This window comes from Vibrio sp. PBL-C16 (genome assembly GCF_034321865.1).
Lineage (GTDB): Bacteria > Pseudomonadota > Gammaproteobacteria > Enterobacterales > Vibrionaceae > Vibrio > Vibrio alginolyticus.
Genome location: NZ_JAXLNY010000002.1, coordinates 1679124 through 1703287 on the forward strand (window position 1 = coordinate 1679124; position 24164 = coordinate 1703287).

27 protein-coding genes and 2 tRNA genes are annotated in these 24164 nt (G+C 43.4%); 19 read left to right on the top strand and 10 right to left on the bottom strand.

What is annotated here, in order from left to right; translation table 11 throughout:
* Positions 1 to 20: 20 nt before the first annotated feature.
* Both puuR and UQW94_RS15945 read right to left on the bottom strand, forming a co-directional pair.
* Positions 21 to 578 (bottom strand): HTH-type transcriptional regulator PuuR, encoded by a 558-nt coding sequence (gene puuR, locus UQW94_RS15940; RefSeq protein WP_005377813.1) that lies wholly within the window; start codon positions 576 to 578, stop codon positions 21 to 23.
* An 18-nt stretch (positions 579 to 596) separates the two neighbouring features.
* Entirely contained in the window at positions 597 to 1343 is a 747-nt protein-coding gene (locus tag UQW94_RS15945) for a gamma-glutamyl-gamma-aminobutyrate hydrolase family protein (RefSeq protein ID WP_169628436.1), read from the bottom strand.
* Between the two features lie 340 nt (positions 1344 to 1683).
* Here UQW94_RS15945 and UQW94_RS15950 point away from each other — a divergent pair, with 340 nt between their 5' ends.
* From UQW94_RS15950 to UQW94_RS16020, 15 genes are all read left to right on the top strand, one after another.
* Positions 1684 to 3027 carry a glutamine synthetase family protein gene (locus UQW94_RS15950; RefSeq protein WP_005377815.1) on the top strand — a complete coding sequence of 448 codons (1344 nt, stop codon included), beginning with the start codon at positions 1684 to 1686 and terminating at the stop codon, positions 3025 to 3027.
* An 18-nt stretch (positions 3028 to 3045) separates the two neighbouring features.
* Positions 3046 to 4521, top strand: coding sequence for a Na+/H+ antiporter NhaC family protein (locus UQW94_RS15955; RefSeq protein ID WP_054576461.1), 1476 nt, complete (start codon positions 3046 to 3048; stop codon positions 4519 to 4521).
* Between the two features lie 249 nt (positions 4522 to 4770).
* Positions 4771 to 5454 (top strand): DUF4336 domain-containing protein, encoded by a 684-nt coding sequence (locus tag UQW94_RS15960; RefSeq protein ID WP_186584308.1) that lies wholly within the window; start codon positions 4771 to 4773, stop codon positions 5452 to 5454.
* A 418-nt stretch (positions 5455 to 5872) separates the two neighbouring features.
* Positions 5873 to 6340 carry an Sbal_3080 family lipoprotein gene (locus UQW94_RS15965; RefSeq protein WP_005385757.1) on the top strand — a complete coding sequence of 156 codons (468 nt, stop codon included), beginning with the start codon at positions 5873 to 5875 and terminating at the stop codon, positions 6338 to 6340.
* Positions 6341 to 6404: 64 nt separating this feature from the next.
* Positions 6405 to 6737, top strand: a complete 333-nt coding sequence (locus UQW94_RS15970) for a YnfA family protein (protein WP_005377819.1) — start codon at positions 6405 to 6407, stop codon at positions 6735 to 6737.
* Between the two features lie 141 nt (positions 6738 to 6878).
* Positions 6879 to 7283, top strand: a complete 405-nt coding sequence (locus UQW94_RS15975) for a DUF1801 domain-containing protein (protein ID WP_017633973.1) — start codon at positions 6879 to 6881, stop codon at positions 7281 to 7283.
* 153 nt (positions 7284 to 7436) lie between these two features.
* Positions 7437 to 7817: a hypothetical protein gene (locus UQW94_RS15980; RefSeq protein ID WP_138939935.1), complete on the top strand. Its 381-nt coding sequence runs from the start codon at positions 7437 to 7439 to the stop codon at positions 7815 to 7817.
* Between the two features lie 150 nt (positions 7818 to 7967).
* Complete coding sequence (locus UQW94_RS15985; RefSeq protein WP_053306918.1) at positions 7968 to 8468, top strand: GNAT family N-acetyltransferase; 501 nt, start codon at positions 7968 to 7970, stop codon at positions 8466 to 8468.
* Positions 8469 to 8566: 98 nt separating this feature from the next.
* Positions 8567 to 8818 carry a TIGR03643 family protein gene (locus UQW94_RS15990; protein ID WP_005377824.1) on the top strand — a complete coding sequence of 84 codons (252 nt, stop codon included), beginning with the start codon at positions 8567 to 8569 and terminating at the stop codon, positions 8816 to 8818.
* Positions 8819 to 9222: 404 nt separating this feature from the next.
* On the top strand, positions 9223 to 9612 hold the full coding sequence (locus UQW94_RS15995) for a lysozyme inhibitor LprI family protein (protein WP_065274430.1): 390 nt from the start codon (positions 9223 to 9225) through the stop codon (positions 9610 to 9612).
* A gap of 163 nt (positions 9613 to 9775) precedes the next feature.
* Positions 9776 to 10225, top strand: coding sequence for a nuclear transport factor 2 family protein (locus tag UQW94_RS16000; RefSeq protein WP_005377826.1), 450 nt, complete (start codon positions 9776 to 9778; stop codon positions 10223 to 10225).
* A gap of 192 nt (positions 10226 to 10417) precedes the next feature.
* Positions 10418 to 10990 (top strand): hypothetical protein, encoded by a 573-nt coding sequence (locus tag UQW94_RS16005; protein ID WP_248394029.1) that lies wholly within the window; start codon positions 10418 to 10420, stop codon positions 10988 to 10990.
* Positions 10991 to 11195: 205 nt separating this feature from the next.
* Positions 11196 to 11594, top strand: a complete 399-nt coding sequence (locus UQW94_RS16010; protein WP_017820909.1) for a VOC family protein — start codon at positions 11196 to 11198, stop codon at positions 11592 to 11594.
* A gap of 165 nt (positions 11595 to 11759) precedes the next feature.
* Entirely contained in the window at positions 11760 to 12398 is a 639-nt protein-coding gene (locus tag UQW94_RS16015; RefSeq protein WP_017820908.1) for a DJ-1/PfpI family protein, read from the top strand.
* 129 nt (positions 12399 to 12527) lie between these two features.
* Complete coding sequence (locus UQW94_RS16020) at positions 12528 to 12758, top strand: hypothetical protein (RefSeq protein ID WP_017820907.1); 231 nt, start codon at positions 12528 to 12530, stop codon at positions 12756 to 12758.
* A gap of 258 nt (positions 12759 to 13016) precedes the next feature.
* Here UQW94_RS16020 and UQW94_RS16025 read toward each other — a convergent pair.
* The 8 genes from UQW94_RS16025 to hppD all read right to left on the bottom strand — a co-directional run bounded on the left by UQW94_RS16025 (position 13017) and on the right by hppD (position 18629).
* Positions 13017 to 13093, bottom strand: a tRNA-Val gene (locus UQW94_RS16025).
* 33 nt (positions 13094 to 13126) lie between these two features.
* Positions 13127 to 13203 (bottom strand) — tRNA-Val (locus tag UQW94_RS16030).
* A gap of 179 nt (positions 13204 to 13382) precedes the next feature.
* A complete protein-coding gene (locus tag UQW94_RS16035) occupies positions 13383 to 13721 on the bottom strand; it encodes a hypothetical protein (protein WP_005377830.1) in 339 nt (112 codons plus the stop codon).
* A 119-nt stretch (positions 13722 to 13840) separates the two neighbouring features.
* Positions 13841 to 14500 carry a DUF2726 domain-containing protein gene (locus UQW94_RS16040; RefSeq protein ID WP_322142389.1) on the bottom strand — a complete coding sequence of 220 codons (660 nt, stop codon included), beginning with the start codon at positions 14498 to 14500 and terminating at the stop codon, positions 13841 to 13843.
* A gap of 195 nt (positions 14501 to 14695) precedes the next feature.
* Positions 14696 to 15364 (bottom strand): maleylacetoacetate isomerase, encoded by a 669-nt coding sequence (gene maiA, locus UQW94_RS16045; protein ID WP_206957294.1) that lies wholly within the window; start codon positions 15362 to 15364, stop codon positions 14696 to 14698.
* 21 nt (positions 15365 to 15385) lie between these two features.
* Entirely contained in the window at positions 15386 to 16423 is a 1038-nt protein-coding gene (locus UQW94_RS16050) for a fumarylacetoacetate hydrolase family protein (RefSeq protein WP_025766743.1), read from the bottom strand.
* Positions 16424 to 16432: 9 nt separating this feature from the next.
* Entirely contained in the window at positions 16433 to 17563 is a 1131-nt protein-coding gene (locus UQW94_RS16055; RefSeq protein WP_005388948.1) for a homogentisate 1,2-dioxygenase, read from the bottom strand.
* The gene (hppD, locus tag UQW94_RS16060) at positions 17556 to 18629 is read right to left on the bottom strand and encodes a 4-hydroxyphenylpyruvate dioxygenase (protein WP_005377835.1); all 1074 of its coding nucleotides are present in this window, start codon (positions 18627 to 18629) and stop codon (positions 17556 to 17558) included. The genes UQW94_RS16055 and hppD overlap by 8 nt, the downstream gene beginning before the upstream one ends.
* 539 nt (positions 18630 to 19168) lie before the next feature.
* On the opposite strand from hppD, the gene UQW94_RS16065 reads away from it, so the two are divergent.
* From UQW94_RS16065 to UQW94_RS16080, 4 genes are all read left to right on the top strand, one after another.
* Positions 19169 to 20275, top strand: a complete 1107-nt coding sequence (locus UQW94_RS16065; protein ID WP_322142390.1) for a M20/M25/M40 family metallo-hydrolase — start codon at positions 19169 to 19171, stop codon at positions 20273 to 20275.
* A 264-nt stretch (positions 20276 to 20539) separates the two neighbouring features.
* Entirely contained in the window at positions 20540 to 22150 is a 1611-nt protein-coding gene (locus UQW94_RS16070; RefSeq protein WP_322142391.1) for a peptide ABC transporter substrate-binding protein, read from the top strand.
* A 145-nt stretch (positions 22151 to 22295) separates the two neighbouring features.
* The gene (gene oppB, locus UQW94_RS16075) at positions 22296 to 23216 is read left to right on the top strand and encodes an oligopeptide ABC transporter permease OppB (RefSeq protein ID WP_322142392.1); all 921 of its coding nucleotides are present in this window, start codon (positions 22296 to 22298) and stop codon (positions 23214 to 23216) included.
* A gap of 9 nt (positions 23217 to 23225) precedes the next feature.
* Positions 23226 to 24158, top strand: coding sequence for an ABC transporter permease subunit (locus UQW94_RS16080; RefSeq protein ID WP_005377839.1), 933 nt, complete (start codon positions 23226 to 23228; stop codon positions 24156 to 24158).
* The last annotated feature ends 6 nt before the right edge of the window (positions 24159 to 24164 follow it).

Here is a 24164-nt window from a genome sequence, read left to right on the forward strand (position 1 = left end):
TCACACAAGGCAAGCCCCCACTAAAATGTGGTTGGCGTATGCGCACTTATCATTCGACAAGCCTTGTCTGTGTGATTTGTAAATCGATGGGGCTTCGTCGTATCAATAATGTACGACTCGCCCGCTGTTATGACATGAGATTGCCCTTTATATTCCAGAGTGATTTCACCCTCTAATACGGTGCCAATCTCTTCGCCTTCGTGTTTGATTTCTGCCGCACCAGTGGTTCCATAAGGTGCGTATTCCTCGATCAAGAATCCGATGACTTGATCTTTGTCGCCATTCGTTACCAGTTTCATGGACACCGTCTCGCTCCCGATTTCCACAAGATCTGACGGCTTGATGACTACTTTCACTTCATCGTTCGAAGGTTGTTCAAAAGTGAAAAACTCTGATAACGATAAAGAAAATACATTAACGATTTTTTGTAGTGAGCTGACCGACGGGCTCACTTTGCCATTTTCAATGGATGAGATTGCACTGTGGGTAATACCAGCGCGCTCGGCTAGTTCCCTTTGTGACAATCCATGTTTTTTTCGTAACTGAACAATATTTTTACCAATCTCTTGATTGTCCATTCATACAGCTCCAAACGTTTAACGAGAGGTAGCCATCATAAATTCATTGAACAAAATTTGAGAGAAATGATTGGTTTTTGCTTCCCATTCTGGGTGCCACTGCACGCCAACGAAAAATTTTTGATTAGGAAGACTAAATGCTTCTACCAAGCCATCCGGGGCTTTAGCTTCTACTTGTAAGAGAGGAGCAAGCTGATCGACGCCTTGGTTGTGTAGTGTGTTCACTTCAAAGAAGGTGGTGTTTTCCCAATGATTTTGCACCAGCCATTGTTCAAATAAGCTCTGTTTTTGAACTAGCACAGCGTGTGCTGGCGCGTATTTTTGTTCGAAATCTTCAACAGGCGCTTCACGATGGTCATTGAAGCCGGAGTCATGAACGGCTGGGTTTAACGAGCCACCGAGTGCGACATTCATCTCTTGAAAGCCACGGCAAATACCAAGGCACGGAATGTTTTGGTCAACCGCATGACGAATTAACGTGAATGAGAGCTCATCACGAGCTTCATCTTTGTAGCTCTCTTCGTGCGTTGCATTGTATCGATGTGGCGCAACGTTAGAGTGGCTGCCAGGAAAAAGAAAACCATCACATATGTCTAGGATGGTGGTTACGTCATTGCCCGACATGTCGGGAGCCAACATAATCGGTAGCCCTCCAAAATCCTTTATGGCGCGAAGGTAAAAGTCGTTGACCGCTTGTATCTGATAGCCACCCAACTCTTTAGCGCAGCTAACCACACCAATGATGGGTTTGTGTGTATCTGCCATGATATGTCCATGTTCAATTTATTTAACACAAACCCTACAAACCATGTACAAAATTATCAACACAGATGACCATTATTATCGTCACAACGTGATCTGACGCACTTTTTAGGCTTCAAAACTGAATATTTATGCTCATTATATTGAACAAAACAAAACCAACTGTTACAAAATAGTTAACAGAAAGACATAAGAACCAGCCGTTAAACATCAAAAACACAGTGTAAGTGCATGTTTAAATTAAAAATAACCTAAAAAACAAACAACTCGCTCAGAGTACTGTAATTTATTTGTTAATTTGGTTATTTCTAATTTCTACTCGTCAGGCTATTTGGAGAAGAAAATGGAATCGTATCTACAGGAAGTACAAAATTTTAAACAAAAATGGCCCGATATTGAATTTATCGATCTCATCTTTACCGATATAAATGCCACCCCAAGAGGAAAACGCATCCCGATAGATGCTCTAGAAAAACTGAATAAAGGTGTTGCCCTCCCCCTTTCGACCATCACCCTAGATACCAAAGGTAACGTCGTTGAAACGGCCGGGTTGGGAGAAGATCTCGGAGAACCAGATAATCTCTGCTATCCAATCAGCGGCACCTTAATGCCGACGGCAAAAGAACAAGTTGGTCAGCTACTGCTTAGTATGATGGATGAAACCGGGCAGCACCCTAACCCACTGTTCATCCGAAACATTCTCGCTTCTATATTGCAAACACTGCATGCTAAAGACCAATATCCTTGTGTCGCGCTCGAGCTGGAGTTCTATTTAATAGACAAAACCCGCGGCGAAAATGGCGAACCATTAACGGCAATTAACCCCACGAAAAAAACTCGAGAAAAAGATACCGAGGTTTACGACCTTGATGGACTAGATGACTACGCTGATTTCTTGGCCGACCTTAATCGAATTGCATTAGAACAAGGTTTAAACACTTCCGGAGCCCTATCTGAATCGGCACCAGGGCAGTTCGAAATCAACTTCAACCATTCTAAAGATGTACTTCGAGCATGTGATGAAATCATCATCGCAAAACGCTTGATTCGCCAGGTCGCTCATCAGCACGGATTTGACGCCACATTTATGGCGAAACCTTTTAGTGAGCAAGCGGGTAATGGCATGCACATTCATCTCAGCTTGGTTGATACAGATGGTAACAACCACTTTAGCCAATCAGACGGTCAAGCGAGCGCCTTCTTCTATCAAACCATGGCAGCGATGCTGTCACAAACATCCGATGCCATGGCCCTAATCTGTCCTAACGTTAACTCTTACCGTCGCTTTGTTCCTGGCGCTTACGTCCCAACCAAAGCCGATTGGGGAGAAAACCACCGCGGTGTTGCGTTGCGTGTGCCTATCAGCGATAGCAAAAATCGCCGTATAGAGCATCGTATAGCAGGCGCTGACGTTAACCCATACATTCTCGCTGCAGTAGTACTTTCCGCAGTATTAGCGAGTGAAAGCTACACCAAAGATCAATGTCCACCGACTCTCAGTGATGATGCAATTGAGTTACCTCTGCGTATGTCAGAAGCTCTAGAGCGACTGGAGCACAGTGAGCTAGCTCAATACATCTCAAGAGACTTTATCGATTTGTATCTAGCTTGCAAACAGAGTGAACTCGCAGAATTTGAGCGAGCGATTACTCCATTGGAAATCGACTGGATGTTGCACTCGGCATAAACAAAGGAAATGAACTTTATGACTACGCAGACCAAGGCGCTGGATGCGCCTCTTAAAATCAACTCTCAACACATTATTGTTTCTTTAATCTCGGTTGCGACGTTTGTCTTTTTTACCACAATCGGTTTGAACCATGAGGAAGGCGAAGCCTACGGATGGATGAGTCTTTTACCAACGGCGTTGGTATTGGTCTTTGCGCTGACAACACACCGAACTGTGGAAGCCCTCTTTAGCGGCGCTATTGCCGGTGTTCTTCTGCTTAACCCAACTGAAGCGGTGGAACAGATTGTTGATATTTCCATGAGTGTAATGATGGATGAAACTATCGCCTGGATCATCCTCGTTTGTGGTTTGATGGGCGGCCTAATTGCTATTTTGGAGAAAGGCGGCAGTATCTTAAGCTTCTCCGACATGCTGGTCACGAAAGTAAAAAGCCGTAAGCAATCGATGCTGATGACCTTTGCGTTAGGTATTCTGATCTTTATCGACGATTATTTGAATGCGATTGCAATTTCTTCCTCAATGAAAAAAGTTACGGACGGCTACCAAATCTCGCGTGAAAAGCTCTCATATCTTGTGGATTCAACCGCCGCACCTATCTGTATCCTCGTACCAATTTCCACTTGGGCAATTTTCTTCAGTTCTTTGCTAGAAGCAAACGGAGTAGCAGAAGCGGGAGATGGTATCAAAGCATACATTGAAGCTATTCCATACATGGCTTACGGCTGGGTAACGCTGGTGATTGTTTTGCTGGTTGCAATGGAAAAGGTCCCAGATCTAGGCGCGATGAAAAAGGCAGAAAAGCGTGCGAAGAATGGTCAAGTTCGTCCAGACGGTGCAACAGATGTCGACTTTGGTCCCGATGTATCTGCACATACCAACCCAACCATGGGCCTTGTCAACTTCTTGTTACCAATGATCGTACTTGTTGCCGCAAGTTGGTATTTTGGTATCGATCTACTTGCTGGTGTTTTCGTCGCGTTAATCTTTACTATTAGCTTTTACGGCGCACAAAAACTGATCTCGATGAACGACATGTTCGAAGCTGTTTATGATGGCATTAAAGTTATGCTACTGCCGCTTGCGACCGTTATTGGTGGTTTCATGTTGAAATCGGTCAACGACTCATTGGGCGTCACGCAGTATGTCATTGAGACCGTCAGCCCTTACCTGTCAGCGTCTTACTTCCCTGCGATTATCTTTATGATTACGGGCGCGTTGGTATTTGCAACGGCATCGTCTTGGGGAACGTTTGCAGTAGCGATGCCAATTGTTCTACCTTTGGGCGAACAGCTTGGTGTGCCTCTACACTTAACCGTTGCAGCGCTGCTTTCAGCATCAGCGGCAGGGAGCCACTCTTGTTTCTTTAGTGACTCAACCGTGTTATCTGCACAAGGTTCAGGCTGTACAGCAATGCAACACGCAACCACACAGTTTCCTTATGCGTTGATTGGTATTGTTGCAACCGCGATTTTCTTCTTCATCATCGGTTAGCCCCTTTATCTAATTGCAAAACCCTGCTCAAAAATAGCGGGGTTTTGTTCTATCAAGTCAAATGATCCTCTTAAAACTACTTTACGCCCGTTCAGTATAAAAATACTCAAAGATATACAACTGCACTCAATAAGGGTTTGGTAAACCTAATATTTTTGGTTTACGCTTAGCGAAGCGTTTATTGTGCAGCAAGGCAGCTTTTGAGTAACTAAAATGCCGCCTTAATACAGTGTTAACGGTTGGAGAGACATGAAAAAGTTAGCCCATGAGATATGGATATTTGACGGAGATCCCGTCCAATTCTTAGGACTCCCATACACCACTCGTATGACTATTGTTAGGCTTTCTGATGGTGGCCTTTGGGTTCATAGTCCAATTAAGTTATCAAATTCGATTAGAGAGCAAATCAACAATCTAGGCCAAGTGAAATACTTAATCGCTCCTAATCATTTACACCACTTGTTCTTATCTGAATGGGTATTTGCCTATCCTAGCGCAGAAGTTTATGGCACAGATGAAGTCATTAAGAAGTGCCGTGATATACACTTTCACGCTTCACTTAACCAAGGCGGTAATGCTTGGAACTCTGAGGTTGAACAAGAACTATTTTCTGGCTCTCCATTAATGGAAGAGTGTGTGTTTTATCATCGACTTTCAAAGACCTTAATTGTTACTGACCTCGTCGAGAATTTTTCTGGCCAGGACTTTAACTACTGGCAGCGGTTTGTGGCTAAAGGGGCCGGTATTCTTGCTCCGAATGGAAAAATGCCTTTGGATTGGCGCCTAAGTTTTATGTTTAGCAAACAAGAGGCTCGAAAACACTTAAATAAATTGCTGTCTTGGAAACCTAATATATTGGTTATGGCTCACGGTGAAATCGTCCTTGATAATGCAGACGAGTTCTTACAGCGCTCTTTTAAGTGGCTAGTATGAGACAACATTGAAAACTCACACAACAGAATAGACAAGAAGCTATTTTAAAACATTAGGCCCTTTTAGCTTAGTCTTAGGGACGAATTTACAGCACTACACGTTATGTTTAACGATAAGCTCCCCTATTCCTCTTAATTGAGCATTATGCAGCAATTTAAAATTCCGTTAGAATTGCACTTCAAAAACTTCAATGCGAAGAATTCTGGACATTGATACGGACATAAGTTCAAGAGTTAACATAACGCAATAGCAATCTCTTACTAATTATTTTGCATCGAGACATTGGCATACTCCCGAAACAAACCCTTCTACTCTAAAGGTTTTGTTAATAACAGTTGCCATGCTTGTTAGTTATTCTCGTTGAACTCAGTATCTTGAAGTTGTTTGAATATATAAATTTAAAAAAAAGAGACATAAGATGCACAAAAAACTCATCATTCTAAGCTTGCCTATTCTATTAGCTGCATGTGCGGCACCAAAGTATACGGTAGAAACAATCTCGAAAGAAAATCAGAGCAAGGAAATCACCATCGTAAAAGACAACGCCACGCGAGATGTTTTCTTAGATTCGATGCAAGACTGGTGTTTGGATACCGCCCATAAATGCACAGTCGTAAGCGACGGCACGCCTCCTGTTAGCTCTGAGCTAACACTTACTTACGTATCACGCTGGAGCTGGGATTTTAGAACATTTATCGCTGATGCTCAGATCAAAGCCTACAAAAATAACGAAAAAGTAGGACAAGTTGAATTTAAAGCACCAAACAGCGCGAATCCAGATAAATGGGGTAAAGACAACAAACGAATCATTTCGATGATGGATCTGTTATTCGGTAAACAAACCGTGAGTGAGGCTCAATCCAAGATTAAGCTGGGCGAAATGTAATGAGCCGAACAATTGCCCATTTAACAAGCATCATATATTTGTAGAGAAAGATAGGAATGTTTAAGTGACTGAAGTCAAAACCATTGGGCTTTTCTTTATAACCGCCATTGCAGAAATATTAGGCTGCTACTTACCTTATCTCTGGTTAAAGGAAGATAAGTCAGTTTGGCTTTTGGTACCAGCAGCGCTATGCCTTGCTATGTTTGCTTGGCTTCTATCTTTACATCCTACCGCAACTGGCAGAGTTTATGCCGCTTACGGTGGTGTCTATATTTTTGTCGCAATTCTATGGTTGTGGTGTATCGACGGCGTTCGACCAACGCTCTGGGACATAGTGGGGGTTTCTGTCGCTATGCTTGGCATGTCAATCATCATGTTTTCACCCAGAGCATCCTAAACGTAACCGAGGGAAACCCTTACGCTTAGTATTTTGGCTATGTGCTAGATTTATTGATTAATAACATTATGACGTAATTGCTACATAGCCAAAGTACGCTTGGGCTTCACCCCAAAACAGCGCTATTTATAGGAGATACTAATGAACCATGCAGTGAAGGCAAGATTTGATGAGTATCCAAAACATGTGCGTATTCGGATAGAAGAGCTACGAAATATCGTCTTAACTATCGCTTCTGAATTAAAACTGGGGGAAGTTGAAGAATCTCTAAAATGGGGAGAGCCAAGCTACAGTGTGAAAACAGGTAGCCCGGTAAGGATGGATTGGAAACAGAAAACGCCTAGTCGTTATTATCTGTTCTTTAATTGCCAAACTAAGCTCGTCGACACATTCCGCGAACTGTATAGTGACTCACTTGAGTTTCAGGGTAATCGAGCAATAATTCTATCTTTATCAGCACCTTTGCCAGAAGCTTCAATCAAGACCTGTTTAGAATTAGCATTAACCTATCAAAAGCGAAAGAACTTACCTCTTTTAGGTATGTAAGATCGCTTAATAAAACTATTTACGGCCGATTAACCATATTCAACTACTCTACCTTTGTATCCTTTTTAATGCTTCCGCAGTAAAGTTTTAGATTAAGTGGTCACGTTAATAGCGCCGTAACCAAACTAGTAATATCGAAATAAAGAAGAGTTTATGAAATCAAAAATCTTGTTCTTACTTATGCTTGGAGCTCATTTCAATGCTTTTTCAGCGACGAACTATCAAGTCAATGTGGTAGTAACAGAGCCTCAATCAACATTCATTTTTCCGACTTTTGAAATATCCTCTAAAGGAAAAAGCAAAACCAGTTTTGTCGACGGCTGCACGTACTTAGGGACCCTTTCAGAACCGAGCAAAAATAGTATACAGCTTGAAGCTACCATGTCATGCAACCAAGATGGCTCTACGTCAAGGATGGAAATGCCGGTATTTGTGCTCAACTCCGAGGGTCAAAGCGCGAGTTATGATCTTGTAGAAAACGGGATCGTGATGTGGAAATATTCTGTAGAAGTTAAGCCGTCACTTAAAAAGTGATATATCAGAAATACTAAAGTAACAATCAGCACTATTAACCGCCGTTTAAGTGTAATAGGTATATTCTTTACGACTTAATGACGTTACTTGTTGCCGCAAGTCTCCAACTCATGTACAAAGCAGCCCTAATTTTAATAGGAGCTAAGTGGCATGAATTTAATTGTACGTCAGGTAACTTTAGGTGATGCTGAAGGCATTACAAACGTCCTCAACCCCATCATTATTGAAGGTTTATACACTGTATTAGATACGCCTTTCACACCTGAAGAAGAAAAAGAGTTCATTACTCATTTCCCAGAACGGGGCGTGTTTACAGTCGCTTTATCCGAAAATAGCTCACAAGTCATAGGTTTCCAAAATATCGAGCCATTTGCACAATATACAAAAGCTTTTGACCATGTTGGCATAATTGGTACGTTTGTTAGTGACGGTGCTCGTGGCCAAGGTGTGTCTAAACAGCTTTTCAAATCGACATTCGAAGTAGCCAAACAAAAGGGTTACGAAAAACTATTTGCGTACGTTCGCGGCGATAATGAGCGAGCGTTATCAGCCTATCTCAAACAAGGCTTCGAAATCGTAGGGACCGCGAAGAAGCATGCAAAAGTTCGTGGGAAATACGTAGACGAAGTCCTCATTGAGAAGTTTTTGTAGGTGTTAAGTCGCTAAACACTAAGCACGCATATAAGAACATTTGAACCAAGACTCAATTTCCGTCGTAGAAATCTCTTTTCTAAAATAGGTTATTTGAAATGAAACTGACCTCGGAAACTGAGTCAAGAATAATAGAAATGGCATGGGAAGACCGCACCCCATTTGAGGCTATCGAATTTCAATTTGGTTTGAATGAATCCGACGTGATTCAGTTTATGCGTAGCCGGCTCAAATCAAGTAGCTTTAAATTGTGGCGTAAAAGGGTTTCGGGGCGCAATACAAAACACAACAAGCTACGAAACTCAGACATCATTAGAGGTTATTGCCCAACTCAATATAAGCCGCGATAGCGAACTGCACTTGGCATAAATTTTTATTACGAATCGCAACATTTATCGCCCTACCTTTGAACCAACTTCATGATTGGAGGGGAATAGTCACCACTTAATTCAACCTAGGTGTTTCAGGGCGATAATAAATTCAATGGGAGTCATCTTAACGTCCTCAGTCGCCATCAAACTAATGATTCCACAGAAAAGATTGATACAAAACGCCCACTAAAAGTAACTCAGATTAAGGCGTCATTTAATCCGTGTATCAATCTCTTTTACCTTCTGTTTAGGCACTAGAATCACTAACCTTCTATTTTATCTTTGAAGGCACAGATAAAAAGCTGCATGATTAAAAAGGAAAAATAGCGGATAACGGTTTAACAAGCACTCGGAGCTTGGAGGCAATTTTGAACAAATTACTTATGATGTTTGCGTTGGTTTCTTTACCTTGCTTGGCTTCTGATGATGTTGAAGATCCCTGCAAAGTAAAAGGCGGGGGCGTTATGGCTGGTTATCAGTGTGTAGAAAAGAAGATGGAATCTGCAGATAAAGAGCTTAACGAAAGTTACAAGGAAGCAATCGCTAGAATAGGTGAGGAAGAAAAAGCACTAAGGAAAACATGGTCTCAGACCGAACTGGTAGAGCCATTTCGAAAGGCCCAAAGAGCTTGGCTAAAATACAGAGACGCCGAATGTGAATTTACGGGCCTGTCTTCCACACCCTCACCCTGGCAAGGTGTCCAGATTGAAGAGTGTAAGTTAAGAATGACGTTAGAACGCGTCGAGTACTTCAATGGAGTATACGTAGGCTAAACGGATTACATCTAACAAAGCACTTCAATAAGATTCGCAACTCTTGGCAATTTCAGTTTAAATGTACTCGGTGTTTAAGATGCAAACGTTCAGGTTGAGTGGTCGCTCCGCTTACTACTTAACCCTGCGTTGTGCGTAAAGCTAATATGGGTGTGAAATAATTATGGAAAAAGACGATTTAGTTGGGCTAGTAGTTAAGTATTTCGAGAAAATAGATGCCGGTGATCCTAGCTATCTGGATCTATTCTCAGAGGATGTTGATTTTTTCTTTCCTAAATTTGGGCAAGCGAAAGGAAAGAGTGCCTTAGTGGAGTTTGGCAATAGGATTGGTAGCTCGTTGATTAGTATCTGGCACGACATAGACGGCTTTCAAATAACGACTGCTGGAAACAAGGTCATTGTTGAAGGACAGGAAGGCGGCGTAATGAGTGATGGTACCTCTTGGCCGGACAACAAAGTTTCCACAGGGCGTTTTTGTAGTGTATTTGAGTTTGAAGGAAAAATGATAAGTCGTATGTTTGTGTACGTAGACCCTGACTTCCCGAGTCGAGATTTTGAGAGAATTTCCGTGCTGTCAGGCGAGAGCAACGTGCGACAAACTGTTCAAGCCTGAATACTACCGCTACCGCATAGCATCTTTGTTATGCGGTAGTATTCGTAGTTAAGGTGTGTTAAGGGCTTTGATATCGCTTTACTCACACCTTATCAGTGCGTTAGCTATATTCCCTTACTGATAGAAATGCTACTTTCTTCAATCGTCCTGTATTATGATAATGAAAAAGATTGCACTAATTTTAAAATTAAAATGAACCAAAAATTTTTTCTAAAACTACTCCCTGTCCCTTTTCTTCTAACCGGTTGCCAGTCTACGCAAAGCCAGCTTCAGCCTATACCTGAAAACGTATTATCAAACCTATCGACTCAATGGGCAGTGGTAGAGGCCTGTTTTCACTCCGATGCTTATAGCTTAGAGCAATCCGTAAACTATCGAGAGGCCATTAACTATTCTTTTTCTACTTGGCTAGTCGATCAGTCCGATATCGATCAGTCTGTAAATGAAGCTCGTGTAGCGTTATCAGAATATCAGTCTCAGAATGATGGTTTAGGAACAACATGTAAGGATTGGCACCTACCCTTAGAATCTGGGTTGCGAGAAGTTAACAATCACAAGAATCAAGTGGCGATAAACCAGCAGCGAGCACATGAAATACATAAAGCAAACGCTTCTAAACCTGTGACGTATTCAACACCAGCATCTACTTCGACTAGTAATGTTGTTCACTGTTACAAATTGGAAGACGTTAGCTTGAATAAGAACATTCAAACCTTTAATGGAATGATATGCCCTATAGGCTGGCTTAAATATTATGGCTATTAATGTATTTGATTAATACAGCACTTAAGAATGAACTCTAAGTTTAATTTTTAGTTCAAGATTGGGTTTCTTGTTTACAATGTTATGTTTCCAGTTGGATTACCGTATTCGAATAGATTGACGAAGTTAATCAATATATGTGTATTGATGCTTACTTTTTATCGAGTTATCTTTGTTTGATAGCCATTAAAACGAGTAAGGAAACAAAGTGACTGTGTTAACAAAAGGCATACACCACGTAGGTTTAACCGTATCTAACCTAGAAGCAAGCGCGAAGTTTTTCACTGAACAATTAGGTTGGAGTGAAGTAAAAAGAAATCCAGACTACCCGGCAATATTTGTGAGTGATGGGCATATCATGCTTACACTATGGGCGGCTAAGGCTGATGCCGCCACTCCATTTGACAGAAAAACGAATATTGGTTTGCATCACTTAGCTTTACTGGTAGAGACTGAGAAGCAACTCGATGAGTTGCGTGATCAATTTATGGCGTCGGGAATCGAAATTGAGTTTGGTCCCGAGCTTGTTAAAACAGGACCCGCAAAACATTTAATGTGTTACGACCCAAGTGGTATTAGGGTTGAGTTTTTCTGGGCGGGCTCATAAAACAAACATAACAAAGTTTTATAATAGGGATTTGGCACACATGGCATTGTTAGTTTGCACCGCCTTTGGTGTTTAAGGTGCTCAGTAGAAGCTTGCGTATTGAATGCCCCTCCCCTCCTACTACACATTTTGCGACTTACGAGTAAGTCCAAAAGGATAAATGTTATGTATAAAATCGGCGTTGTTTTATTTGATGATTTCACGGATGTCGATTTCTTTCTTATGTATGACTTGCTGGGGCGCACAACCGACAGTTGGACAGTAAGTATACTTGGAACTAAATCTGAACATCATTCCCACCTCGGTATGAAAGTTAAAACAGACGGACACCTTTCTGAGGTGACGAATCAAGATGTCGTTCTTATTACAAGCGGCAAACAGGGTATTCCAGCCGCTTTAAAAGATGCTGAATTTATGTCAGCGTTGAATCTTGATCCAAATAGGCAGCTAATAGGTTCGATTTGTGCGGGATCATTCATCCTCCATGAACTCGGTTTACTAAAAGGCAAGCGATTAACAACAAACCCAGATGCAAAGGCTGTTCTACAAAGTATGGGAGGAGATGTTCAGGATCTGCCTCTCGTGATAGACGGTAATGTAGCGACGGCCGGTGGCTGTCTTTCACTGATGTATCTAATTGGTTGGTTAACAGAGCGGCTATTTGACTCAAACAAACGAAAAGCTATACAAAATCAATTGATACCTGCTGGGCAATTAGAGCTGTTTGAAGAACTTATTGCCACAACTATTCAATCAGCAGAGTTAGCAAGCTCGGATAACAAGGCGTTAAATAATCATTCATAACATGTGGTGTTTTACATTACGTTAGTTTTAGTGTTTAGGGTAAGTCACACATCAGTCTTGTGTGACTTACCCTTGAACATAACGCCACTTGGGGAAATTAACTTACAGGGAGTAAATCAATTGGTAAAAATGTACGGTTCTGAAGAGACAAGAGCGTTTTGCTGTAATTGTAAAGAAGTAACGCTGCATCGGTACGAAAGCTTCTCTAAAGCGCAGGAAAAGACCGAGAAAAAAGCTAAAGGTTTCTTCTCAGGTCTATTTGCAGCAATAATTAGCTCATTAATGGAAGGCGAAGCGACTGGTGACTACAAATGTACAATATGCGGCACCAATCTTCACACGCCAGATAATTTAGATTAATAGTCATTGTCTCTAATGCCACGGCTAGTGGCACGCAACATGATTTATAGACGGCTCTAGTGGGTTTGAAGCGTATACACCTTATGCATTGCATTTAGGGTTTTGAGGTTGTGTTGCGGATCAGGTAGTGCGCTTTTATCTTTAACAAGGGGCTAACGCAGAGCAAAAACAAGGGACAAGAAAAGAAGTAGTTTTATTTGAGTATCAATGAATTACAGACACAAAAAAGCCCACCAAAAGGTGGGCTTTTTTAAAATTTGGTGGGTCCGGGCGAACTCGAATCGCCGACCCCTACCATGTCAAGGTAGTACTCTAACCAACTGAGCTACGGACCCAAATTTTTATGTTCCTAACCATTCAATTCAGAATGGTGCGTCCGAGTGGACTCGAACCACCGACCCCCGCCATGTCAAGGCGATACTCTAACCAGCTGAGCTACGGACGCATTTCTCTGGAACGACGAGGATATTAGCTATAAGCGAACGACGGTGCAAGCACAAATTTACCAACTTTGAACCGTTTGGCGAAAATGTAAACTCAACACGCGTTTTCAGATGATTTTATCGACAAGGACTGAGCCTGCAGGGTTTAAAAGTGTGATCTATATAACTTTTATTATCTCACTTAATTGTCGTAAGGCACTTCACTGAGCATCCAAATCTGTAAGGTTTGCGATACCTTAGGGCAAGTGCCGAACAAAATCTGATATTTAGGTTTAAATGGTTCGCCGATATAGGTTGTACGAATCAACTCTCCTGTTTTGACGTCCACTTGAGTGCTCACCCTGCCTTTGAAGTTTTGAAATATGACAAACTGCTCACTGTGGTAAACCATTTGCTCTCGGTAAAACAAGAAATGATCTTGGGGTGTCTCTGTCAATTCACACTCCAGTGGTTTCAAATTAGGTATCGCACTAACATTAGATGCGATGAACAATGCTGACAAAATCCATCCGTATCGCATATGGCTGCCCTATTCTGCACTCTTTTTCAAAGTATAGGTCTTGCCTTGAGGACAGATACAAAAAAGGCTTTGATCATCTCTAATCAAAGCCCCTTGTTTCTGCTGGTTAATTGTCGTGTTTAGTCGTCCGCCTCAAACACAACGTTATAATTTTCGGTGTATGTACAATTCGGCTGACGGCTACAAGTAAAGAAACGTCTCCCTTTGAACTCACCTTGGCTTGCGGTTTTAATGATCATCGGACTGCCGCATTTTTTGCAAAAGCGCACTCCTTTATCGGGCTCAATCAAATCAATGTGTGCCGCAAGCAAACGACGTAATCGCCCAACTTGATAACTGTGCTTTATCGAAGCGCCGATTAAAGGCAGGTTGGCCGTCTTACAAACATGAATCAATAACTTTTGTCTTTCTATCTTACCCTTGTTTAGCTCCTGCCCATTATCCAATTCAACGATAACGCGCGGCTCTAGTGTCCTTGGGTCACAAATAACGTAATCAAAATAGCTTCGAGATATACGATTGTTCGCGACAAAAAACTGCTTCTTATTTTTGATTTCTTTTGGCGTAACCAAACTGGACATGTTTACTTTCGCGAATACTACGGCATGCTCCCCGACCGCCGCTCTTAACGCATTATAGAACGCACCCTCTTGACCTCTGAGCAGAGGGCCTTTCGAGCGATAAGGATAATCACGCGTGTCATCGTGCTTAATCACGTACTTTTGAATAACAAAGAAGAATAAAACCAGAAGAACAACAATGATAAAAATGTTGGTCATAAATAAAGTGCATCCAAAACAACTCGTTGCTCAAAGCGTAAATGGAAATGTTATGCAGAGCAACAAAACCTCGCAATTTTGAGGCGCCACGACGATAGCGAGAAACAGAAAATTTTGCTCACCAATAAAAACGAGCCAATCACACACTTGGATTGGCTCGTTTAAATTTTGTTAATACATTATGTATGCTAAGAATCAACTATTAGCGTCTGGCTGATTCTCTGGCATCGCATCAATAAAAGCTGGCAGTTGATTGCATGACTGCACAACAGCGTTAATGGTTGGATAAAGAGAAGTATCTACACCAAAGCGTTGTGCGTTATAAAATTGTGGTACCAGACAAATATCGACAATAGATGGCGAGCTTGTCAGGCTAAACTTGCAATCACCATTTAGTTTACGATGCTTCTGAAGTTTCTCTTCTAATGCTGTAAAACCTTTGTGGATCCAGTGATGAATCCAAGCGACTTTGCGCTCTGGTTCGCAAGCTAGCTCCCCCTCTAAATACTGTAGAACTCTCAAGTTATTCAGGGGATGAATCTCCATTGCAATATCCTGAGCCAAAGCTTGCGCTTGGTATCGAAGCGGCGTTTGCTCGGGGATCACAGTGACATCCGGGTAGTGTTCTTCTAAGTATTGAATGATCGCCAGTGACTGGGTTAACTGAACCTCCCCATCCACTAGCAAAGGAACCAGTTCAGAAGCGTTTAACTCATGGTACTCGTCACTGTGTTGTTCGCCACCATTGCGCACCAAGTGTACCGATTTTGAATCATACGATAACTCTTTAAGATTCAAGCAAATACGCACACGATATGCCGCCGATGATCGCCAGTATCCGTATAAAATCATGCTATCGCTCATATCGTCTCCCAACCAGCATTGTTAGTGCTTGAGATATTGGCTAACTTGTTGGTCAATCGAGCCGAATATGTTGTTGCCATCCGCATCGAACATTTCCAATCTGATTGAATCTCCAAACGACATGAAGTTAGTCGACGGCTTACCATCACGAATGGTTTCAATCATGCGAACTTCCGCGATACATGAATAGCCAACGCCACCTTCTTCAATAGAAGTGCCATGTTCCGTTCCCTGCTTGTTGGATACCGTACCTGAACCTATAATCGCCCCAGCAGATAGCGGGCGCGTTTTAGTCGCGTGAACAATTAAGTCTGCGAAATCAAACGTCATATCGATACCTGCATTCGGGCGACCAAACGGCTTGTGGTTGTAGGTCGAGACCAATGGTAAATGCACTTTGTTTTCGTACCACGCATCGCCTAGTTCGTCAGGTGTTACTGCCACAGGAGAAAACGCAGAAGAAGGTTTAGATTGGAAAAAACCAAACCCTTTAGCTAATTCTGCGGGAATTAGCCCACGCAGTGAGACATCATTCACCAGCATGATCAAACGAATCGACTCCTGAGCCTCTGCAACACTCGCGCCCATTGGTACGTCACCAGTTACCACAGCCACTTCACCTTCGAAATCAATACCCCATTCATCACTCGCAAACTCGATGTTGTCACAAGGACCAATAAAGGCATCAGAGCCTCCTTGGTACATCAACGGATCCGTCCAAAAACTCTCTGGCATTTCAGCGCCGCGAGCTTTTCGAACCAACTCAACGTGGTTTACGTAAGCACTGCCATCAGCCCACTGATAAGCGCGAGGAAGCGGCGACTCGCAGTAGTGCGCTTCAAACTCTTCATACCCTGCAACCGTGCCATTGTTCAGTGCAACGTATAGCTCTTCCAGTTGCGGTGCTAGCGTATCCCAGTTATCAAGTGCCACCTGCATCGTCGGTGCTAAGTTCATGGGGTGGAAAATTTCTGTCGCTGGTACGCAGCGCGTTAAGTCTTTGCTCACGACCATCAACAAACCGTCACGAGTGCCATTTTTCTTGGTTGCTAATTTCATCCTTGCCTCTTACTTCTCTTGCCAGCTATAGACGTATTCTTTGTTTTCTACTTTTTCCAGCTCATCCGAAAACTGAAGTGCGTGACGCGTATCAATCATGACCGCAACTTCGTCGGTGAAAGTCTTCTTATGCTCTCGCCCTGCTTTGAATGCTTTCGGGTGAGGACCATGTGTAAATCCTGCTGGATGGAATGTCACCATGCCTGCTTCAATGTTGTCACGGCTGAAAAAATCACCTGCATGGTAGAACAAGACTTCGTCATAATCGTCATTGTTGTGGTAGAACGGTACTTTGAGCGCTCCAGGATCACTTTCAATTGGACGAGGAACGAAGGTACACACCACAAATCCTGCTCCTACAAATGTAGTATGTGCAGAAGGCGGTAAATGGTAACGATGTGACATAAGTGGACGAATATCACGCCAGTTCACTTTTACTACCGCCAAATCACCATGCCAGCCAATCGCATCCAACGGGTTGAATGGGTAAGTGATAACACTGACTTTATCGTGGCGTTTCACCTGAACCTGTGTTTGATTCTCAGAATATTGAGCACGGAACTGATCGTTGATCGACGGCGTTTCTAAAACCGCCGGATCAAACACCGCGTGGTTTCCAACCATGCCTTTTTCGGGCAATGTATAAGCCGCATCGGTGTTTTCGATCATCAGAATGAACATCGGCTCGCTTGGCTCTAAACGCCAGCTCGTTGAGCGAGGGATCATGACATAATCCCCTTCGCTCACTTTCAAATGACCATAATCACAGTAGAGATCTGCCGTACCTTGGTGGATGAATAGCAGTTCGTCGCCATCCGCGTTTCTCACCAAGAAGTCCATTTTTTCATCCATACGCCAAACACGAACTTTACAATTCGCGTTGTGTAATAGATGCGGGACTGCCCAAGGGGTAATATGGCTGGCTTTCTCAACTAGATTAAAATCGAACGCTCGTGGACGTAGCTCTCCCTCCCACTCAGACCACCCCGTTGGGGCATGTTGATGATGAAAATGTGTTGCGGGGCCGAAGAAGCCACTTCGACCTGCCTCACGTTCATAAATTGCCTCTTCCGGGAAGTCAGCATGCGCTTGTTTAGAGCACACTCCCTCCCGGTGAGGGAATGTGATCCATTTATGCATCGCTCAATACTCCTCGGCGAATTTGGTCTTCTTCTATCGATTCAAACAACGCTTTGAAGTTACCCTCGCCAAAGCCTTCATTGCCTTTACGTTGGATGATTTCGAAAAACACAGGGCCGATAACGGTTTGAGTAAAGATTTGTAGCAAGATGCCATCTTTCGTTGGTGCACCATCAATAAGAATCTGCAAATCACGAAGCTTGCTTACATCTTCACCGTGGCCTTCAACACGCTGATCGACTTTCTCGTAATAAGTATCTGGCGTTGGCATAAAGTCCATGCCTCGCTCACGCAATGTTTTGACCGTTTCGTAGATGTCGTCTGTGGTCAATGCGATGTGTTGAATACCTTCGCCATTGTATTCACGGATAAACTCTTCAATCTGCGATTTATCATCTGACGACTCATTGATAGGAATTCGGATTTTGCCGCAAGGTGCGGTCATCGCACGGCTGACAAGACCAGTCAGCTTACCTTCGATATCGAAATAACGAATTTCGCGGAAGTTACCAATGCGCTCATAGAAACCTGACCAGACATCCATGTTGCCCTGCTTAACGTTGTGCGTTAAGTGGTCGATTTCGTAAAGACCAACATTCGCTTTTGATAAACGCTCATCAGCATCATCATAAAAACGAAAATCGACATCATAAATACTCTGCTTTCCATAACGGTCGACAAAATAAAGCAAGCTTTCACCGATGCCATAAATAGCAGGAATGCTAAGCTCCATCGGCCCAATTTCCGTTTTATATTCTTTACCGCCATTCTCTAACGCATGCGCCAGAGCAACGGTGGCGTCTTTCACACGAAATGCCATGCCACAAACCGACGGACCGTGAACTTTGGCGAATCCCTCAGCTTGGCTATGCGGCTGCGCATTCACAATAAAGCTAATGTCACCTTGTCGATATAACCACGCTTCTTTTGAGCGATGCTTTGCAATCTCCGCAAAACCTAACGATATAAACAGATCTTTAAGCTGTTGAATGCCTTTGTTGTCAGCAGCGGTATATTCAACAAACTCAAATCCGTCTGTTCCTAGTGGGTTATATGCATCAACCATGACTTTCTCCTTGTCTCAGTAGCTTTTGTTTGGACTTATTTTTCTAACTTGGCGCAGGTCTTGAGAAATTGGAATACGTGGGGAGAAATCTTTACCTTGGCGATTTTTACGCATAATTGTAAGAAATATGTTACACACAGGAGGCACATCGAATCCACTTTCGTAAACATTAAATAAACTGCTTATTTTCAATACATTAGATTGATATTTTCGGCTTTACGCAAACATGTAAAATGTAAATAAGTTGTTACTTTGGCATTTTATCTTGGCAACGTAGCTTAAAAAGTAAAAGAGGGATAGAAAGCCTATTGCCCCCTATTTCTATCTGCTTCATTCATTTGGTCCTACAAAACATCGAAAGTAATGTTTCGTGACGCTTCATACAGTTCGAAGGACTCATCGGTCAGAATCGTGTCATGGATACCCCTTTATTGATTCACCTCAGTTTTATTCAAAAGTAACTATGCCATAAGTGGTGCTCTGTTCCCTATCGAGCCGAGCCACAAGGCTTCACGCTCGATCAGAAAAAGAGACATCTAATGACACACATTAATCAAGAACGCTTAGTTGAACATTTTTGCCAACTGGTACGTATCGATAGCGAATCAACAAACGAAAAACAAATTGCAGAAACACTGGCAGAGCAGCTAGGCGACCTAGGCTTCACCGTGCACAAGCTTCCAGTGCCTAAGCACATTTCTAACGGCTTTAACCTATACGCCCGTTTAGACGGCAAAAAAGACGGCTCTATCCTAATGAGCTGTCATATGGATACGGTCACTCCAGGCATTGGCATTGAGCCAATCATCGAAGACGGCATTATCCGTTCAAAAGGCAATACGATTCTCGGTGGCGATGATAAATCTGGTATTGCTGCCATCATGGAAGCCGTTCGTTGTATTCAAGCGGAAAACCGTGAGCACAAAACGTTAGAACTTGCTTTCACCGTGTATGAAGAAGGCGGTTTATTCGGTTCACAATACTTCGATATGTCACACGTCACTTCAACGGAAGCAATCGTGTTAGATACGGGTGGCCCTATTGGCACCATTGTGACCGCAGCCCCAGGCCAGCAAAAGATCATGGCAAAAATCAAAGGTCGACCAGCACACGCTGGGCTTGCGCCAGAAGAAGGCATCAGTGCGATCATGGTGGCGGCAGATGCCATCAACCAAATGAAGCTGCTTCGCATCGACGAAGAAACGACAGCCAACATCGGTATGGTTAACGGCGGTCAGGCCACAAACATTGTTATGCCTGAATTAAAAATCGTGGCAGAAGCACGCTCCCTGAATGGCGATAAACTAGATGCTCAGGTCAATCATATGATCTCAACATTAGAGTCTGTCTGTGAAAAACACGGTGCAGAAGTCGAAATTGAATCTAGCCGAGCCTACGACGCTTTTGTTATTGAAGAAAACCACCCACACGTAAACGCTATAAAAGCAGCGTTTTCAGAGTTGGGAATTGACGCCTTCACAAAAGGCACTGGCGGCGGTAGCGATGCCAACAACTTTAACAAGAAAGGTCTCACAACTGTCAACCTTTCAACTGGCATGGCAAAAGTACACACGACAGAAGAGTTTATCGCGGTAAGTGATATGGTCAAAATCACTGAGTTCGTGAAACATTTCCTAGTCAGTTAACGTCATGCCTTTTGAAGAGCAGACTGACTATCTTCCCCTTCTAGCCTGTGCTTGAAGGGGATTTTAATTTGTATCGAAGCAAAATTACTTCCCGTCATGCCAACTTGATATCAGATCTTCAAAGAAATTCCCCTAGCTCACTTTTTGAGACTAGACAGCTCAACACCTGACACCCTGTTACAGTAATGTTAAAACTCGATTGTGTAGACAATTTATACAATATACATTTTTGGCATCTTTCAGGATGAAAAGAGTGAGACAAGGATGAAATTACCTAAGTTGCTTTTATTAGCGTCGATGATGAGTCCAATACTGGCAACATCAAGCTATGCCGCGCCGTATCCCGCAGGAGTGACCCTCGATGAGACACAAGAAATTACGCTAAACAATGGGGCTGAAGTTACTTCTATTGACCCAGCCAAGCAAGCCGCAGAGCCCGCTTTTAATCTTGGTCGAGACCTGTTTGAAGGTCTGGTCATTCAAGATAAGCAAGGTAAAACCATTCCTGGTGTTGCTGAGTCTTGGTCAGTCAATGACAACAATACGGTTTATACCTTCCACTTACGTGATGCAAAATGGTCAAATGGCGAAACGGTCACTGCACAAGATTTTGTCTACAGCTGGCAACGCTTACTGAATCCAAGCACTGCTTCACCGTACGCTTGGTTTGCGGCCATTCCAAATATCGAAAACTCGCAAGCCATTATGAAAGGCGACGCCGCACCCGAGTCTTTGGGCGTGAAGGCGCTGGATGAAAAAACGTTCCAGGTAACACTCGAAGAGCCTATTCCCTTCTTTACGAAACTATTAAGTCATCCAGTGCTTGCCCCCGTTCATAAAGCGACCATTGAAAAACATGGCAACCGTTGGACCCAGCCAGAACATATAGTTACAAATGGTGCGTTTACTGTCTCTGAATGGAAAGTTAACGAAAAACTGGTGATGGTTAAAAATACACATTATTGGGACGCAAGCAATGTAGTGCTGGAAAAAGTCACCTGGCTACCAATTGGTGATGCAAACGTAGTGCTAAACCGCTACCTAGCTGGTGAGATAGACCAAGCGGTTTCCATTCCTGCCGCTCAGAAGAAAAAGTTAATTCAACAACGCCCACAAGAAGTGGCAAGCGCCAGTGCGTCTCTTGGCTCCACATTCTATTACCTCAACACTCAACAAGGGCCAACAAAAGACGTGCGGGTTCGTAAAGCCCTCTCATATGCCATTGACCGTCAACTGTTAACGAGTGCTATTTTGAGAAACGGTGGGGTTCCAATGTATACCCTTGTGCCACCTCAAACAGATGGTTTTAAATCTCACACTCCTGAGTTCGCAACTTGGAACCGCCATAAACGTATCGAAAAAGCGCAGCAATTACTGTCAGAAGCTGGATACGATAAAAGCAATCCGCTTAAGTTAACGTTTACCGTACCAACTTTCTCGATGGACGTAAAAATGGCAACCACCATGGCAGGCATGTGGAAAAGCCGATTGGGTGCGCAAGTCACGATAAAACAGCTAGAACCGAAAGTGTTCTACGCACTTAAAGAGCCGACCGACATTACTCGCGGCGGCTGGACGGCCGACTACAATGAAGCCTCTACATGGTTGGATATCTTCGTTTCTAGTGGCGAGTACAACGATTCTCGATATAACAACCCACAATACGACGAGTTAATGGCTCGCTCAAAGACCATGAGCAACCCATCAGAACTGTATCTACAAGCAGAAAGCATGCTGATTGAAGACATGGCCATTATTCCTATTTATCGTCCGGGTAACGATCAATACCTCATCAAGCCTTACGTGGGCGGCTACGAACTGACAAACCCTGAGTCGTCGTACTACCGCAAGAATGTCTATGTAAAAGCCCACTAAAAGCATGTTTTCGGTCTGAGTCGGCAAGTTCAATGTTTACTTGCCGTTCCTCATATCTCTCGGTGGAGAAGGCAACCTGAGCTCAGACCATTTTTTTATTCATAACCGTTCGAAGTGATTTCGGATGACCAAAGGATGATGGATCATGATTTGGTACATTGTTAAGCGATTAGCTATCGCTATCCCCACGCTTCTATTCATCGCACTCGTATCATTTTGGCTGATGCACATTGCACCAGGGGGGCCATTTGATATGGAACGGCCTATGCCAGAAGTGGTACGTGCGAATATCGAAGCAAAATTCCATTTGGACCAGCCCTTCCTTACTCAGTTTTGGATTTACATTGGTAATTTCATACAAGGAGATCTCGGTCCGAGCTTCGTTTATCAAGACTTCAGTGTTACACAGCTCGTCGCACAATCATGGCCAGTTTCAGCAGTATTAGGCGTACTCTCCTTTTGCATTTCCGTTCCACTTGGCATGTTGCTTGGCACCATTGCGGCATTGAACCGAAATAGCCGCCTAGATTACGGCCTGATGACACTTTCGATGACTGGAGTTGTGGTTCCGGCTTTCGTGCTTGCTCCAGTTTTAGTCATGATCTTCGCCATTCAGCTCGGCTGGTTCCCTGCTGGTGGTTGGGAAGGAGGAAAGCTGGCTTTTCTTGTTCTTCCCGTGCTCAGCCTGGCGATTGGCTCCATTGCGAATATTGCACGCGTCATGCGTGGCGCAATGATTGAAACGCTCAACCAACCATACATTCGAACGGCAAAAGCCAAAGGTTTGTCCACAACCTACATTTTATTCCATCACGCTTTGCGACCATCCCTGATTCCCGTCGTTGCGATGCTCGGCCCTGCGTTTGTGTCTGTCGTGACAGGCTCGGTGATTATCGACATTTTCTTTGGTACAGGTGGCATGGGACAACACTTTGTGTCTGGGGCTCTCAACCGCGACTACGGCCTAGTAATGGGCATTACTCTGATTGTCGCTTCACTCACTATCTTCTTTAACCTTGTGGTCGACTTGCTATATACGATTATCGACCCTCGTATACGCGTTTAGGAGTCCGGCATGTTAACGATCAAAAAACTGGATACACAAGCTCTTCAAGATCAAGTCGTCGACAATATTGAAGCCGTCGAAGGTCGCAGTCTTTGGCAGGATGCATGGACTCGATTTCGTAAAAACAGAGCCGCGATGACATCAGTGTATGTTTTGGCTTTCATTACCTTATGCATCACTTTCGGCCCCTCTCTTGCCGCTTTTGGCCATGATGAAATTGACTGGGAAGTGCTAATCGATCCATACGAGCTAGGGAAACCTTCACTGAGCAGTGGCCATTACTTTGGTACCGATGATCTCGGGCAAGATGTCTTTGCTCGCACGATGCAAGGCGGCAGGCTCTCTATTTTGGTGGGTTTTGTCGGCGCCTTAGTCGCCGTTGTTATTGGTACGATTTGGGGAAGTATTTCCGGCTATCTTGGCGGCGTTGTCGATAGCGTAATGATGCGCATTATTGAGGTGCTCGATTCGGTGCCATTTATGTTTATGGTTATCCTGTTTGTTACCCTTTTTGGCAACAACATCTACCTGATTTTTATCGTGATCGGAATGGTATCTTGGCTGGGCATTGCCCGTGTTGTACGTGGTGTCACCTTCGGTCTAAAAAAGCGAGAGTTCATCGAAGCCGCACACTCTATTGGGGTTTCTAAATTGACAATTGTCCGACGCCATGTTCTGCCTAATGTGCTTGGAATCGTGATGGTTTATTCCTCCTTAATGGTACCAGGATTCATTATGTTCGAATCGTTTTTGAGCTTCTTAGGGCTTGGTGTTCAACCACCAGACACGAGCTGGGGAATCCTAATTTCCGAAGGCGCAAAAACGATTGACGTTGCATTATGGATGCTGCTTTTTCCATCTCTGTTTTTAGTTGCCACCCTCTTTTGTTTTAACTTCATCGGCGATGGCTTACGTGATGCTCTTGACCCGAAAGACCGATAAGGACAA

Excerpts from the sequence above, each read along its gene's own strand:
- puuR (WP_005377813.1), bottom strand. The coding sequence starts at position 578 with ATGGACAATCAAGAGATTGGTAAAAATATTGTTCAGTTACGAAAAAAA.
- UQW94_RS15945 (WP_169628436.1), bottom strand. The coding sequence starts at position 1,343 with ATGGCAGATACACACAAACCCATCATTGGTGTGGTTAGCTGCGCTAAA.
- UQW94_RS15950 (WP_005377815.1), top strand. The coding sequence starts at position 1,684 with ATGGAATCGTATCTACAGGAAGTACAAAATTTTAAACAAAAATGGCCC.
- UQW94_RS15955 (WP_054576461.1), top strand. The coding sequence starts at position 3,046 with ATGACTACGCAGACCAAGGCGCTGGATGCGCCTCTTAAAATCAACTCT.
- UQW94_RS15960 (WP_186584308.1), top strand. The coding sequence starts at position 4,771 with ATGAAAAAGTTAGCCCATGAGATATGGATATTTGACGGAGATCCCGTC.
- UQW94_RS15965 (WP_005385757.1), top strand. The coding sequence starts at position 5,873 with ATGCACAAAAAACTCATCATTCTAAGCTTGCCTATTCTATTAGCTGCA.
- UQW94_RS15975 (WP_017633973.1), top strand. The coding sequence starts at position 6,879 with ATGAACCATGCAGTGAAGGCAAGATTTGATGAGTATCCAAAACATGTG.
- UQW94_RS15980 (WP_138939935.1), top strand. The coding sequence starts at position 7,437 with ATGAAATCAAAAATCTTGTTCTTACTTATGCTTGGAGCTCATTTCAAT.
- UQW94_RS15985 (WP_053306918.1), top strand. The coding sequence starts at position 7,968 with ATGAATTTAATTGTACGTCAGGTAACTTTAGGTGATGCTGAAGGCATT.
- UQW94_RS15990 (WP_005377824.1), top strand. The coding sequence starts at position 8,567 with ATGAAACTGACCTCGGAAACTGAGTCAAGAATAATAGAAATGGCATGG.
- UQW94_RS15995 (WP_065274430.1), top strand. The coding sequence starts at position 9,223 with ATGATGTTTGCGTTGGTTTCTTTACCTTGCTTGGCTTCTGATGATGTT.
- UQW94_RS16000 (WP_005377826.1), top strand. The coding sequence starts at position 9,776 with ATGGAAAAAGACGATTTAGTTGGGCTAGTAGTTAAGTATTTCGAGAAA.
- UQW94_RS16005 (WP_248394029.1), top strand. The coding sequence starts at position 10,418 with ATGAACCAAAAATTTTTTCTAAAACTACTCCCTGTCCCTTTTCTTCTA.
- UQW94_RS16015 (WP_017820908.1), top strand. The coding sequence starts at position 11,760 with ATGTATAAAATCGGCGTTGTTTTATTTGATGATTTCACGGATGTCGAT.
- UQW94_RS16020 (WP_017820907.1), top strand. The coding sequence starts at position 12,528 with ATGTACGGTTCTGAAGAGACAAGAGCGTTTTGCTGTAATTGTAAAGAA.
- UQW94_RS16035 (WP_005377830.1), bottom strand. The coding sequence starts at position 13,721 with ATGCGATACGGATGGATTTTGTCAGCATTGTTCATCGCATCTAATGTT.
- UQW94_RS16040 (WP_322142389.1), bottom strand. The coding sequence starts at position 14,500 with ATGACCAACATTTTTATCATTGTTGTTCTTCTGGTTTTATTCTTCTTT.
- maiA (WP_206957294.1), bottom strand. The coding sequence starts at position 15,364 with ATGAGCGATAGCATGATTTTATACGGATACTGGCGATCATCGGCGGCA.
- UQW94_RS16050 (WP_025766743.1), bottom strand. The coding sequence starts at position 16,423 with ATGAAATTAGCAACCAAGAAAAATGGCACTCGTGACGGTTTGTTGATG.
- UQW94_RS16055 (WP_005388948.1), bottom strand. The coding sequence starts at position 17,563 with ATGCATAAATGGATCACATTCCCTCACCGGGAGGGAGTGTGCTCTAAA.
- hppD (WP_005377835.1), bottom strand. The coding sequence starts at position 18,629 with ATGGTTGATGCATATAACCCACTAGGAACAGACGGATTTGAGTTTGTT.
- UQW94_RS16065 (WP_322142390.1), top strand. The coding sequence starts at position 19,169 with ATGACACACATTAATCAAGAACGCTTAGTTGAACATTTTTGCCAACTG.
- UQW94_RS16070 (WP_322142391.1), top strand. The coding sequence starts at position 20,540 with ATGAAATTACCTAAGTTGCTTTTATTAGCGTCGATGATGAGTCCAATA.
- oppB (WP_322142392.1), top strand. The coding sequence starts at position 22,296 with ATGATTTGGTACATTGTTAAGCGATTAGCTATCGCTATCCCCACGCTT.
- UQW94_RS16080 (WP_005377839.1), top strand. The coding sequence starts at position 23,226 with ATGTTAACGATCAAAAAACTGGATACACAAGCTCTTCAAGATCAAGTC.